Source organism: Bacillus sp. T3, assembly GCF_033449965.1.
Taxonomy (GTDB): Bacteria; Bacillota; Bacilli; order Bacillales; family Cytobacillaceae; genus Bacillus_BU.
The window spans coordinates 15040-27859 of the sequence record NZ_CP137761.1 but is presented as its reverse complement, the minus strand read 5'-3'; the positions used below and the strand labels follow the sequence as shown (position 1 = coordinate 27859).

The 12820-nt window shown below is 40.3% G+C and carries 21 protein-coding genes and 2 pseudogenes; all 23 read left to right on the top strand.

Translation table 11 applies throughout. From position 1 onward, the window contains the following. Positions 1 to 15: 15 nt before the first annotated feature. Positions 16 to 279, top strand: a complete 264-nt coding sequence (gene rpsQ / locus RGF10_RS00195; RefSeq protein ID WP_318506280.1) for a 30S ribosomal protein S17 — start codon at positions 16 to 18, stop codon at positions 277 to 279. A 40-nt stretch (positions 280 to 319) separates the two neighbouring features. Further along, positions 320 to 688, top strand: coding sequence for a 50S ribosomal protein L14 (gene rplN / locus RGF10_RS00190; RefSeq protein WP_318506277.1), 369 nt, complete (start codon positions 320 to 322; stop codon positions 686 to 688). 35 nt (positions 689 to 723) lie between these two features. Then, positions 724 to 1035, top strand: coding sequence for a 50S ribosomal protein L24 (gene rplX, locus RGF10_RS00185; protein ID WP_318506275.1), 312 nt, complete (start codon positions 724 to 726; stop codon positions 1033 to 1035). Positions 1036 to 1061: 26 nt separating this feature from the next. Then, positions 1062 to 1601: a 50S ribosomal protein L5 gene (gene rplE / locus RGF10_RS00180; protein ID WP_318506273.1), complete on the top strand. Its 540-nt coding sequence runs from the start codon at positions 1062 to 1064 to the stop codon at positions 1599 to 1601. Positions 1602 to 1625: 24 nt separating this feature from the next. Further along, complete coding sequence (rpsN, locus tag RGF10_RS00175) at positions 1626 to 1811, top strand: 30S ribosomal protein S14 (RefSeq protein WP_009336593.1); 186 nt, start codon at positions 1626 to 1628, stop codon at positions 1809 to 1811. Positions 1812 to 1841: 30 nt separating this feature from the next. Beyond that, the gene (rpsH, locus tag RGF10_RS00170) at positions 1842 to 2240 is read left to right on the top strand and encodes a 30S ribosomal protein S8 (RefSeq protein WP_147535676.1); all 399 of its coding nucleotides are present in this window, start codon (positions 1842 to 1844) and stop codon (positions 2238 to 2240) included. Between the two features lie 31 nt (positions 2241 to 2271). Next, positions 2272 to 2809, top strand: a pseudogene (gene rplF, locus RGF10_RS00165) (50S ribosomal protein L6). 32 nt (positions 2810 to 2841) lie between these two features. Continuing rightward, positions 2842 to 3204, top strand: a complete 363-nt coding sequence (rplR, locus tag RGF10_RS00160; RefSeq protein WP_318506268.1) for a 50S ribosomal protein L18 — start codon at positions 2842 to 2844, stop codon at positions 3202 to 3204. A gap of 24 nt (positions 3205 to 3228) precedes the next feature. Continuing rightward, entirely contained in the window at positions 3229 to 3729 is a 501-nt protein-coding gene (gene rpsE, locus RGF10_RS00155) for a 30S ribosomal protein S5 (RefSeq protein ID WP_318506265.1), read from the top strand. A gap of 13 nt (positions 3730 to 3742) precedes the next feature. Continuing rightward, entirely contained in the window at positions 3743 to 3925 is a 183-nt protein-coding gene (rpmD, locus tag RGF10_RS00150; protein WP_318506264.1) for a 50S ribosomal protein L30, read from the top strand. Positions 3926 to 3959: 34 nt separating this feature from the next. Next, positions 3960 to 4400: a 50S ribosomal protein L15 gene (rplO, locus tag RGF10_RS00145; protein ID WP_318506263.1), complete on the top strand. Its 441-nt coding sequence runs from the start codon at positions 3960 to 3962 to the stop codon at positions 4398 to 4400. Beyond that, entirely contained in the window at positions 4400 to 5689 is a 1290-nt protein-coding gene (secY, locus tag RGF10_RS00140) for a preprotein translocase subunit SecY (protein ID WP_318506262.1), read from the top strand. The genes rplO and secY overlap by 1 nt, the downstream gene beginning before the upstream one ends. Positions 5690 to 5744: 55 nt before the next feature. Further along, a complete protein-coding gene (locus RGF10_RS00135; protein ID WP_318506260.1) occupies positions 5745 to 6395 on the top strand; it encodes an adenylate kinase in 651 nt (216 codons plus the stop codon). Continuing rightward, complete coding sequence (map, locus tag RGF10_RS00130) at positions 6395 to 7147, top strand: type I methionyl aminopeptidase (RefSeq protein ID WP_318506258.1); 753 nt, start codon at positions 6395 to 6397, stop codon at positions 7145 to 7147. The genes RGF10_RS00135 and map overlap by 1 nt, the downstream gene beginning before the upstream one ends. A 106-nt stretch (positions 7148 to 7253) precedes the next feature. After that, positions 7254 to 7472, top strand: a complete 219-nt coding sequence (infA, locus tag RGF10_RS00125) for a translation initiation factor IF-1 (RefSeq protein ID WP_096155951.1) — start codon at positions 7254 to 7256, stop codon at positions 7470 to 7472. 36 nt (positions 7473 to 7508) lie between these two features. Continuing rightward, complete coding sequence (gene rpmJ, locus RGF10_RS00120; RefSeq protein WP_000868344.1) at positions 7509 to 7622, top strand: 50S ribosomal protein L36; 114 nt, start codon at positions 7509 to 7511, stop codon at positions 7620 to 7622. 22 nt (positions 7623 to 7644) lie between these two features. Then, entirely contained in the window at positions 7645 to 8010 is a 366-nt protein-coding gene (rpsM, locus tag RGF10_RS00115; protein WP_318506252.1) for a 30S ribosomal protein S13, read from the top strand. A 24-nt stretch (positions 8011 to 8034) separates the two neighbouring features. Further along, positions 8035 to 8424, top strand: a complete 390-nt coding sequence (gene rpsK, locus RGF10_RS00110; RefSeq protein ID WP_318506251.1) for a 30S ribosomal protein S11 — start codon at positions 8035 to 8037, stop codon at positions 8422 to 8424. Between the two features lie 169 nt (positions 8425 to 8593). Beyond that, positions 8594 to 9538 (top strand): DNA-directed RNA polymerase subunit alpha, encoded by a 945-nt coding sequence (locus RGF10_RS00105; protein WP_318506248.1) that lies wholly within the window; start codon positions 8594 to 8596, stop codon positions 9536 to 9538. 68 nt (positions 9539 to 9606) lie between these two features. Then, positions 9607 to 9969: a 50S ribosomal protein L17 gene (gene rplQ / locus RGF10_RS00100; protein WP_147535664.1), complete on the top strand. Its 363-nt coding sequence runs from the start codon at positions 9607 to 9609 to the stop codon at positions 9967 to 9969. Positions 9970 to 10335: 366 nt separating this feature from the next. Further along, a complete protein-coding gene (locus tag RGF10_RS00095) occupies positions 10336 to 11175 on the top strand; it encodes an energy-coupling factor ABC transporter ATP-binding protein (protein WP_318506244.1) in 840 nt (279 codons plus the stop codon). Continuing rightward, positions 11151 to 12018, top strand: a pseudogene (locus RGF10_RS00090) (energy-coupling factor ABC transporter ATP-binding protein). The gene RGF10_RS00095 and the pseudogene RGF10_RS00090 overlap by 25 nt, the downstream one beginning before the upstream one ends. Then, positions 12018 to 12815, top strand: a complete 798-nt coding sequence (locus RGF10_RS00085; protein ID WP_318506242.1) for an energy-coupling factor transporter transmembrane component T family protein — start codon at positions 12018 to 12020, stop codon at positions 12813 to 12815. The pseudogene RGF10_RS00090 and the gene RGF10_RS00085 overlap by 1 nt, the downstream one beginning before the upstream one ends. The last annotated feature ends 5 nt before the right edge of the window (positions 12816 to 12820 follow it).

The window sequence follows — 12820 nt, the reverse complement described above, 5'->3', positions numbered from 1 at the left end:
AGGAGGTTCGCCCAAATGAGTGAACGTAATCAACGCAAAGTTTACACTGGACGCGTTGTTTCTGACAAAATGGATAAAACCGTTACAGTACTTGTCGAAACATACAAAAAGCATCCTCTTTACGGTAAACGCGTGAAATACTCTAAAAAGTTTAAAGCACATGATGAGCAGAACGCAGCAAAAGTTGGCGACATCGTTCGTATCATGGAAACTCGTCCGCTTTCTGCAACAAAGCGCTTCCGTCTTGTTGAAGTGGTAGAAAAAGCAGTTATTATTTAATTGTTCGGATTAAGGTTTATTCCGAAGGGAGGTTACACGCATGATCCAACAGGAAACTCGTTTAAAAGTTGCTGACAACTCAGGTGCTCGTGAAGTACTTACAATTAAAGTTCTTGGTGGCTCTGGCCGTAAAACAGCGAACATTGGTGATATTATTGTTTGTACAGTGAAACAAGCAACACCAGGTGGCGTTGTTAAAAAAGGTGACGTTGTTAAAGCAGTTGTCGTTCGTACAAAGAGCGGCGCTCGTCGTAATGACGGTTCTTACATTCGTTTCGATGAAAACGCATGTGTGATTATCAAAGATGATAAGAGCCCTCGTGGAACTCGTATCTTTGGACCAGTTGCACGTGAATTACGTGACAACAACTTTATGAAAATCGTTTCTCTAGCTCCAGAAGTACTATAAATAAATTAAAATTGCCTTTAAGGAGGTGCGCGCAGATGCATGTGAAAAAAGGTGACAAAGTTATGGTCATCTCTGGCAAGGATAAAGGCAAAACGGGCGTTATACTGGCAGCTTATCCAAAGCAAAGCCGTGTTCTTGTAGAAGGAGTTAACATCGTGAAAAAACACGCTAAACCTTCTCAAATCAACCCGCAAGGCGGAATCATTAGCCAAGAGGCACCTATTCATGTATCAAACGTAATGCCTATCGACCCTAAATCTAGTACACCAACTCGTGTAGGATATAAAACGGTTGACGGCAAGAAAGTACGTGTAGCAATAAAATCCGGTGAAGTTCTTGATAAATAGTCTATAAGTGAAGGGAGGTACACTCAATGAACCGCCTAAAAGAAAAGTTTGTAAGTGAAATTAGCCCTGCTCTTATGAGCAAGTTTAACTATAAATCCGTTATGGAAGTACCAAAACTTGATAAGATCGTTATCAACATGGGTGTTGGTGATGCTGTTGCAAACGCAAAAGCACTTGATAGTGCAGTTGAAGAGTTAACACAAATCGCTGGTCAAAAGCCAGTAGTGACTCGTGCGAAAAAATCAATCGCTGGTTTCCGACTTCGTGAAGGAATGCCAATCGGTGCGAAAGTTACACTTCGTGGAGAGCGTATGTACCAATTTCTTGATAAATTAGTATCTGTTTCTCTTCCACGTGTACGTGACTTCCGTGGTGTATCTAAAAAAGCATTTGATGGTCGTGGAAACTACACATTAGGTGTTAAAGAACAGCTTATCTTCCCTGAAATTGATTACGATAAAGTAAGCAAAGTACGAGGCATGGATATCGTTATCGTTACGACGGCAAATACTGACGAAGAAGCTCGTGAGCTTTTAACTCAGTTCGGAATGCCATTCCAAAAGTAATCTCTAAATGAGGGAGGCGAAAACGTGGCTAAAAAATCAATGATTGCGAAACAAAAACGCACGCCTAAACATAAGGTACAAGAGTATACTCGCTGCGAACGTTGTGGCCGTCCACACTCTGTATACCGTAAATTTAAGCTTTGCCGTATTTGTTTCCGTGAATTAGCATACAAAGGACAAATTCCTGGTGTCAAAAAAGCTAGCTGGTAAAACCCAAAGTCTGGGAAGGAGGTAAATCAAATGGTCATGACAGATCCAATTGCAGATATGCTTACTCGCATTCGTAATGCGAATATGGTTCGTCACGAAAAATTAGAAGTTCCTGCTTCTAATATCAAGAAAGAAATCGCTGAAATTCTTAAGCGTGAAGGTTTCGTTCGTGATGTTGAATATATCGAAGATAACAAACAAGGTATCATCCGCATTTTCTTGAAATACGGTTCAAACAATGAGCGTGTTATCACTGGTCTTAAGAGAATCAGTAAACCTGGACTTCGTGTTTATGCGAAATCAACTGAGGTTCCACGTGTTCTTAACGGTTTAGGAGTTGCGCTTGTATCGACTTCACAAGGTGTTGTAACTGATAAAGAAGCTCGTGCTAAACAAGTTGGCGGAGAAATTCTAGCATATATCTGGTAATCAAGTTTTTTAATGAATGGAGGTGCACCAAATGTCTCGCGTAGGTAAAAAACCAATCGAAATTCCTGCTGGCGTTACTGTTACTGCTACTAATGGTCAAGTAACAGTTAAAGGCCCTAAAGGGGAATTATCTCGTACATTTAATCCTGATATTACTATTAGCATTGAAGAGAACGTGATCAACGTATCTCGTCCATCTGATGTGAAAGAACACCGCGCTTTGCACGGAACTACTCGCGCAGTGATTGCTAACATGATTGAAGGAGTTTCTAAAGGATTCGTAAGAAACCTTGAGTTGATCGGGGTTGGTTACCGTGCTCAAAAGCAAGGTAATAAACTAGTTCTTAACGTTGGTTACTCTCATCCAGGTTGAAATCGAGCCTGAAGAAGGTATCGAAATCGAAGTACCAGCAAACACAAAAATTTCTGTTAAAGGTGCAGATAAAGAACGTGTCGGCGCTTTAGCAGCTAACATTCGTGGAGTTCGCCCACCAGAGCCTTATAAAGGTAAAGGAATTCGTTACGAAGGTGAATTCGTGCGTCGTAAAGAAGGTAAAACAGGTAAGTAATGCTGCCTAGGCAAACGAAAGGAGTGACGTAAATGATTACGAAGCTTGATAAAAACGCTACTCGCAAGAAGAGACATGCTCGTGTTCGTGCGAAACTTAGCGGTACTGCGGCTCGTCCTCGTTTAAATGTGTTCCGTTCTAGTAAACACATTTATGCTCAATTAATCGATGATGTTAATGGAGTTACTTTAGCGAGTGCTTCTACATTAGATAAAGACTTCGGTTTAGAATCAACTGGAAACCTTGAAGCAGCACAAAAGGTCGGAGAATTAGTAGCTAAACGTGCTGTTGAAAAAGGAATTACTTCTATTGTATTCGACCGTGGCGGATACCTCTATCATGGACGCGTTAAAGCATTAGCTGATGCTGCACGTGAAAACGGCTTAGAATTTTAATAGACAAAGGAGGGAAAAAAACAGATGCGTCGTATTGATCCAAACAAACTTGAACTTGAAGAACGCGTAGTTACGGTTAACCGTGTTGCGAAAGTTGTTAAAGGTGGACGTCGTTTTCGTTTCTCTGCACTTGTAGTAGTTGGAGATAAAAACGGTAATGTTGGTTTTGGTACTGGTAAAGCTCAAGAAGTTCCAGATGCCATTCGTAAAGCAATTGAAGATGCTAAGAAAAACTTAGTTGAAGTTCCAATGGTGGGCACAACTATTCCACATCAAGTAATCGGACATTTTGGTGCTGGTGAAATCCTATTAAAACCTGCTTCTGAAGGTACTGGGGTTATCGCTGGTGGACCTGTACGTGCGGTGCTTGAGTTAGCTGGTGTTGCAGATATCCTATCTAAATCTTTAGGAACAAACACACCAATTAATATGGTTCGTGCAACTATCGATGGCTTAAAACAATTAAAACGTGCTGAGGACGTAGCTAAGTTACGCGGTAAATCAGTAGAAGAACTGTTAGGATAAGGAGGGAAATCAAATGGCGAATAAACTAGAAATTACCCTCACTCGCAGTCTTATTGGTCGTCCACAAGACCAACGCGAAACAGTTAAGGCTCTTGGTTTACGTAAGGTTAACCAGACGGTTGAGCAGCAAGATAATCCCGCTATCCGCGGTATGATCAAAAAAGTTGCTCACCTTATTACTGTAAAAGAACAATAAAATTGATTCTTTTTACCTATAAGGAGGTGCCCATATGAAACTTCATGAATTAAAACCTGCAGAAGGTTCTCGTAAAGAACGTAAACGTCTTGGACGTGGTATTGGTTCTGGTCAAGGGAAAACTGCTGGAAAAGGTCATAAAGGACAAAACGCACGTTCAGGCGGCGGTGTTCGTCTTGGCTTTGAAGGTGGTCAAACACCATTATTCCGTCGTTTACCAAAACGTGGTTTTACAAACATCAACCGTAAGGAATACGCAATCGTAAACCTTGATGTTTTAAATCGTTTTGAAGAAGGGACAGAAGTTACTCCAGAACTTCTTCTTGAAACAGGAATTGTTAGCAGTGAAAAAGCAGGAATTAAAATTCTTGCAAAAGGTAGTGTAGAGAAAAAGCTTACAGTGAAAGCACATAAATTTTCCTCTGCTGCGAAAGAAGCTATAGAAGCTGCCGGTGGAACTACTGAGGTGATCTAATGTTCCGAGCAATCTCCAATTTTATGCGCGTGGGTGATATTAGAAAAAAAATCATATTCACCCTCTTGATGCTAATTGTATTTCGTCTTGGGACATTTATTCCCGTCCCAAACGTAAATGCAGATTTATTAGAGGCACAAGATCAATCTGGTGTTTTTGGTGTTTTGAATATTTTTGGTGGCGGTGCATTAAAGAAATTCTCTATTTTTGCAATGGGGATTATGCCTTATATCACCGCATCCATTATTATTCAATTGCTACAAATGGATGTAGTACCTAAATTCACTGAGTGGTCCAAGCAAGGTGAAGTGGGCCGCAGAAAGTTAGCTCAATTTACAAGATACTTCACAATCGTACTTGGTTTTATTCAAGCGTTTGGAATGTCTTATGGTTTTAATAATATGGCATCAGGGATGTTAATTAAGAATCCAGGAATCGGCACTTATTTGTTAATCGCTACTGTACTCACAGCAGGAACTTCTTTCTTAATGTGGTTAGGTGAACAGATTACTTCTAACGGTGTTGGTAATGGTATTTCGATTATCATCTTTGCTGGTATAGTGGCCGGAATCCCATCAACGGCGAATCAAATATACGCTCAGCAATTTGAAAATGCAGGTGATCAATTATTTATCCGTATTCTTACGGTTTTATTAATTGTATTAGCTGTTATCGCTGTTGTTGTAGGAGTTATATTTATTCAACAGGCGTTGCGTAAGATTCCGATTCAGTATGCAAAACGAATGGTTGAAGGTCGTCCTTCCGGTGGTGCAACGCACATGCCATTGAAGGTTAATGCGGCTGGTGTTATTCCAGTTATCTTCGCTGTATCGTTTATTGTTACTCCACCAACGATTGCGTCTTTCTTTGGTCCTAATGATGTAACGTTATGGATTCAGAAGACGTTTGATTATACAAATCCAGTCGGTATGATTATGTATGTTGCTTTAATTATCGCCTTTACTTATTTCTATGCTTTCATCCAAGTTAACCCAGAACAGGTTGCTGAAAACTTGAAAAAGCAAGGTGGATATATTCCTGGGATTCGTCCTGGAAGAAGCACACAGGAATATCTAACAAGAGTGCTTTATCGTTTAACGCTTGTAGGATCTTTATTCTTAGCAATTATAGCGATCTTGCCTGTATTCTTTGTGAAATTTGCTGATCTGCCGCAATCAGCACAAATTGGCGGTACAAGTTTACTAATCGTGGTTGGTGTTGCACTTGACACGATGAAACAACTTGAATCACAGCTTGTGAATCGACATTATAAAGGATTTATTAAATAAATTGGTTTTAGGGACGTTATATCCCTAAAACCGTCTAGACTGAGGGGGAATAACTGTGAATTTAGTATTAATGGGTCTTCCAGGTGCCGGTAAAGGTACTCAAGCTGAGCAAATTGTCGATCAATACGGCATTCCTCATATCTCAACTGGAGATATGTTCCGTGCAGCGATGAAAGAGGGAACAGAACTAGGCTTACAAGCAAAGTCTTTCATGGATCAAGGTGCCCTTGTTCCTGATGAAGTAACGATCGGAATCGTTCGTGAACGTCTAAGCAAAGATGATTGTAAGAAAGGATTCCTACTCGATGGGTTTCCAAGAACTGTACCTCAAGCAGAAGCACTCGAAGATATTCTTACTCAACTAGACAAAAAAATCGACTACGTTATTAATATTGATGTCGATCATGGAATCTTAATGGAGCGTTTAACTGGTCGCCGCATTTGTAAAGGATGTGGAGCTACTTATCATTTAGTGTTTAATCCACCTGCACAAGAAGGTACTTGTGACCGTTGTGGCGGAGAATTATACCAACGTGCTGATGATAATGCAGAAACAGTTCAAAACCGCTTAGAAGTAAATATTCAACAAGCGCAGCCTTTATTAGATTTCTATGAAACAAAAGGGTATTTACGTAACATCGATGGTCAGCGCGATATTAAAGTCGTTTTTGCTGATATCGCCGAGTTACTCGGGAGCTTAAAATAATGATCATTTGTAAAACCCCGCGTGAAATTGAAATAATGCGCCAAGCTGGTCGCATTGTTGCTCTAACACATGAGGAATTAAAGAAACATATTCGTCCGGGGATTACAACGAAAGAATTAGATGTTATTGCCGAACAGTTTATCTTAAAACAGGGTGCAATTCCATCTTTTAAAGGGTATAATGGGTTTCGTGGCAGCATCTGTGCTTCTGTCAATGATGAATTAGTTCACGGAATACCAGGTGATCGTGTATTGAAGAATGGCGATATCATCAGTATTGACATTGGTGCAAAATACAACGGTTATCATGGAGATTCAGCTTGGACTTATCCGGTAGGTGAAATTGAAGAGGAAACGAAACGTCTGTTAGAGGTTACGGAGCATGCTCTCTTTCTTGGCCTTAAGGAAGCTAAACCAGGTGAACGCCTATCAAACATCTCTCATGCGATTCAAACGTATGTGGAAGCAAACGGCTTTTCCATTGTGCGCGAGTATGTTGGACACGGCGTAGGGCAAGACTTACATGAGGATCCTCAAATCCCACATTATGGTCCCCCAAACAAAGGTCCGCGTTTAAAACCTGGCATGGTACTAGCTATTGAACCGATGGTGAATGCTGGAAGTCAATATGTCAAGACCTTGGCGGATGACTGGACGGTTGTAACAGTTGATGGGAGAATGTGTGCTCATTTCGAGCATACGATTGCGATCACTGAGACAGGTTACGAAATTTTAACCAAACTAAGCAGTTAGGTTCACGTATGCATGCTGATTCGAGTACAATCGAAAAAATCGGTCTTGTCTTTCTAATGCAATTTGTGAATTAATACGTACTTGAATAAAGAAAGGAGACAGTTTGATGGCGAAAGATGATGTAATTGAAGTAGAAGGTACAGTAGTTGAAACTTTGCCAAATGCCATGTTTAAGGTAGAATTAGAAAATGGTCATTCTGTGTTAGCTCATGTTTCTGGAAAAATCCGCATGCACTTCATTCGGATTTTACCAGGGGATAAAGTGACTGTTGAGCTATCCCCTTATGATCTAACTCGCGGAAGAATCACGTATCGCTTTAAATAGTCCATTGCACTCCGTATGATCAAGGAGGTTAGAATAATGAAAGTAAGACCATCTGTTAAACCAATCTGTGAAAAATGTAAAGTTATTCGCAGACGCGGTAAAGTAATGGTTATCTGCGAAAACCCAAAACATAAACAAAAACAAGGTTAATATAGAAGGAGGTGCTTATTCTATGGCACGTATTGCTGGTGTGGATGTTCCACGCGAAAAGCGTGTAGTAATCTCATTAACTTACATTTACGGAATTGGGAAACCAACTGCTGAGAAAATCCTAGCAGATGCTGGAGTTTCTGAAGATACACGTGTGCGTGATTTAACAGAAGAAGAATTAAATAAAATCCGTGACATTATCGACAAATTAAAGGTTGAAGGTGACCTTCGCCGTGAAATTTCGCTTAACATTAAGCGTTTAATGGAAATCGGATCATACCGTGGTCTTCGTCATCGTCGTGGATTGCCTGTTCGCGGACAAAATACGAAGAACAACGCTCGTACTCGTAAAGGTCCTCGTAAGACCGTTGCTAACAAGAAAAAATAATTAGTAAAGGAGGTACTCATTTAAATGGCACGTAAAACTAATACACGCAAACGCCGTGTAAAAAAGAATATTGAATCTGGTATTGCTCATATTCGTTCAACTTTCAATAACACGATTGTAACTATTACTGACCCGCACGGAAATGCAATTTCTTGGTCAAGTGCAGGTGCGCTTGGATTTAAAGGTTCTCGTAAATCTACTCCATTCGCTGCTCAAATGGCTGCTGAAACTGCTGCAAAAACTTCAATGGAACATGGTATGAAGACTCTTGAAGTAACAGTTAAAGGACCTGGTGCAGGACGTGAAGCTGCAATTCGTGCTTTACAAGCTGCTGGTCTTGAAGTTACTGCAATCAAAGACGTAACTCCAGTTCCACATAACGGATGCCGTCCACCAAAACGTCGCCGCGTATAATTTTTCTGTATAGAATTTGTATCCCTGTCTATAATGGGATATGATACTAATATTTTGCGCTCATACAGAAATCTATCCAGTTGTTGTGCACAATCGGGAACGTATGCAGGGGGAATTTCGGTTAACTTTATTAACCTGGGTTTCGACGTTTTGAAGGAGGGTATATTTGATGATCGAAATAGAAAAACCAAAAATCGAAACGGTTGAGATCAATGATGATGCCAAATACGGGAAGTTCGTCGTAGAACCACTTGAGCGTGGATATGGAACAACTTTGGGTAACTCCTTACGTCGTATCCTATTATCCTCACTCCCAGGTGCTGCAGTTACAGCCATTCAAATTGATGGTGTACTTCATGAATTCTCAACAATTGAAGGCGTCGTGGAAGATGTGTCTTCCATCATTCTTAACATTAAAAAGTTAGCACTTAAAATCTACTCTGATGAAGAGAAGACGCTTGAAATTGATGTGAAGGGTGAAGGGATTGTTACGGCGGCTGATGTTACTCATGATAGTGATGTTGAAATCTTGAATCCAGATCTTCACATTGCCACTCTTGGGACAAATGGTCATTTTCGGATGCGTCTAACAGCTAGACGTGGTCGCGGTTATACTCCCGCTGATCAAAACAAAAGAGAAGACCAGCCGATTGGTGTAATTCCGATTGATTCCATCTATACTCCAGTTGCACGTGTTTCTTACCAAGTTGAGAATACTCGTGTTGGTCAAATGACGAACTATGATAAGTTAACATTTGATGTATGGACAGATGGTAGTACAGGACCTAAAGAAGCAATTGCTCTAGGTGCTAAAATTTTGACCGAGCATTTAAATATTTTCGTTGGGTTAACTGACGAAGCACAAAATGCTGAAATCATGGTTGAAAAAGAAGAAGATCAAAAAGAGAAAGTTCTAGAAATGACTATTGAAGAACTCGATCTTTCTGTTCGTTCGTATAACTGCTTAAAACGTGCTGGCATCAATACCGTTCAAGAGTTAGCTAACAAAACGGAAGAAGATATGATGAAAGTTCGTAACTTAGGTAGAAAATCTCTAGAAGAAGTAAAAGCGAAGCTAGAAGAACTAGGCTTAGGCTTACGTAAGGATGACTAACTAGTTGACATGTGATGCTGTTAACTTTTAGATAGAGAAGAAGACTTCAACAAAGGAGGGAAACTTTCATGGCTTACAGAAAGTTAGGACGTACAAGCGCTCAACGTAAAGCAATGCTTAGAGACTTAACAACAGACCTAATCATTAATGAGCGTATTGAAACAACTGAAACTCGTGCGAAAGAACTTCGTTCAACAGTTGAAAAAATGATTACTCTTGGAAAGCGCGGAGATTTGCATGCTCGTCGTCAAGCTGCTGCTTACATTCGTAATGAAGTAGCTAACGCTGAAACGAACCAAGATGCACTTCAAAAGCTTTTCGCTGATATCGCACCACGATATGAAGAGCGTCAAGGTGGCTACACTCGTATTATGAAGCTTGGACCACGCCGCGGCGATGGCGCACCAATGGTTATCATCGAGTTAGTTTAATATTTTTCTACTAACAACAAGGGCGAGGACAGTTTACATACAAACTTGTTCTTTGCCCTTTTTCTTTAATCAAGCTGAATGCATATAGAGATTTCGTATAGCATTCCACGAATGAACCAAGCCCATACTGAGCGTTATGATAAGCATGATATGCCTTAGAGATGGTATGTAAGTTAATAATACTTTTGGTCTCTATTCATGTCTTGTTTAGCTCATGCACCTCCTCCTCGTTTCCAAGTTGGGAATGTAGAATACGAAAAGCTACGGATTTTCGTATAGGGCGAGGTGCAGGCTTTTTTTATTTTCAAAAAATCTTGATTATAGAGTAAAGATAGCTGAGTGGAGACTAGATAGGAGAGGACTACCATGAGTAAAGCGTTGGTTGTTTTAGACAATATATGTTTTCAATATGATTCCCAAGAAGGCTTTGCATTAAAGAATGTTTCGTTTGAGGTGTTTGAAGGAGAATGGCTTGCGATTGTTGGTCATAATGGTTCAGGGAAATCAACAATGGCTAAAATATTAAACGGCTTACAGTTTCCTCAATCAGGTAAGGTAAATGTTTGTGGGATTGAGCTGAATGAACAATCTGTTTGGGATATTCGTCAAAAAATCGGTATGGTCTTTCAAAACCCTGATAATCAGTTTGTCGGTACAACAGTTGAAGATGATGTGGCTTTTGGTTTAGAAAATATGGGGATTCCTCGAGAGGTTATGCTTGAACGAATTCCTGAATCTTTGGAAAAAGTAAAAATGGCTTCGTTTCTTAATCAAGAGCCGCACCATCTTTCTGGTGGTCAGAAGCAACGTGTGGCGATTGCGAGTGTATTAGCATTACAACCAGCCATTATTATCTTGGATGAAGCAACATCGATGCTAGACCCCCGTGGTAGAGAAGAAGTGTTAGCCACTATCAGAGAGCTAAAGGAAAGCCGAAATATAACAGTTATTTCGATTACACATGATTTAGAGGAAGCTGCAAAGGCCGATCGGATCATTGTCATGAATAAGGGCGAACGGTATAAAGAAGGTACGCCTGAACAAATCTTTTCCTTAGATGAAGAATTGGTCCAATTAGGCTTGGATATTCCGTTTCCTGTTAAATTAGGGAAGGAATTTCGTAAAAACGGTTTTCATCTGACAAAACATTTTTTATCTGAAGAAGAGTTGGTGAATGAATTATGGATATCTCACTGCAGCAAGTAGAGCATCGCTATCAACAAGGAACTCCATTTGAGCGACTTGCGATTCAAAATGTATCAATTAATATTCCATCTGGCTCTTTTATGGCCATTATAGGTCATACTGGCTCAGGGAAGTCCACCGTTCTCCAACACCTCAATGCATTGTTGCGTCCTACAAAAGGTAGAGTCATGATTGGTGATCGAACAATTGAAGCAAACAAGAAGGAAAAAAATTTAAGAGCTATCCGTCAAAAAGTTGGGATTGTCTTTCAATTCCCAGAGCATCAGTTATTCGATGAAACGGTTGAAAAGGATATTTGTTTTGGACCAATGAATTTTGGGGTAACTGAAACAGTAGCCAAGGCAAGAGCGAGAGAAGCGATTCGTCAAGTTGGACTATCTGAGGAAATTTTAACCAAATCACCTTTTGATCTATCTGGTGGACAAATGAGAAGAGTAGCGATTGCAGGTGTCTTGGCGATGGAGCCAGATGTCATTGTATTGGATGAGCCAACTGCAGGTTTAGATCCGAGAGGGCGTAAGGAGATTATGGAGATGTTTTATCGACTTCACCAAGAAAGATCCCTTTCAACCATCTTGGTTACTCATAGCATGGAGGATGCAGCTCGTTTTGCTGACCAAATTTTTATCATGCATAAAGGAGAGGTCTACAAACAGGGAACACCTGGAAGAAATTTTCTCTTCACCAGAAGGTTTAATCCAGTTAGGCTTAGACGTACCGGAGATTATTCGCTTTCAGCAACGGTTTGAACAAACCTTTCAAACGAAGCTTGGAAAACCATGTTTAACAATGGAACAGCTTATAGAGTCGATTTCCGCTCATTTGAAAAGGGGGAATGCGTGATGATGGATAAAATGATACTGGGCCGCTATGTACCAGCTAATTCAATCATTCATCAAATGGATCCTCGTTCTAAGCTGATTCTTGTGTTCTTATTTGTCTGTGTTGTGTTTTTTGCCAATAATCCGCTCACCTATGGAATCTTAACTTTGTACACACTAATCATGGTGGCACTATCCAAAATTTCTGCTCGCTTTTTAATTGGCGGACTTAAACCGGTTCTTTGGCTCATCATCTTTACGTTAATTCTTCATATATTTTTAACTAAAGGTGGCGAGCTTATATATGAGCTTGGCCCGATTGAGATTTATGAAAATGGAATCCGACAAGGAGTTTTTATCTCGATGCGGTTCTTTTTATTAATCCTTATGACTTCTCTTCTGACATTAACAACAACACCAATTGAGATCACGGATGGTCTTGAGACACTGTTGGGACCATTGAAAAAAGTGAAATTTCCAGTGCATGAATTAGCGCTCATGATGTCTATTTCCTTGAGGTTTATTCCAACCTTAATGCAGGAGACGGATAAAATTATGAAGGCACAGATTGCACGCGGAGTCGAATTTACTAGTGGTCCAATTAAAGAAAGAGTCAAGGCAATTGTTCCGTTATTGATACCGTTGTTTATTAGTTCGTTTAAGCGAGCTGAGGAACTGGCCGTGGCAATGGAGGCAAGGGGATATCGTGGTGGAGAAGGTAGAACGAAGTATCGCTTATTGAGATGGAGTTTTGCTGATACAGCCATGCTACTAGCACTTGGATGCTTAACGGCTGTTTTATATCTTTTTCGATCGTAATGGGG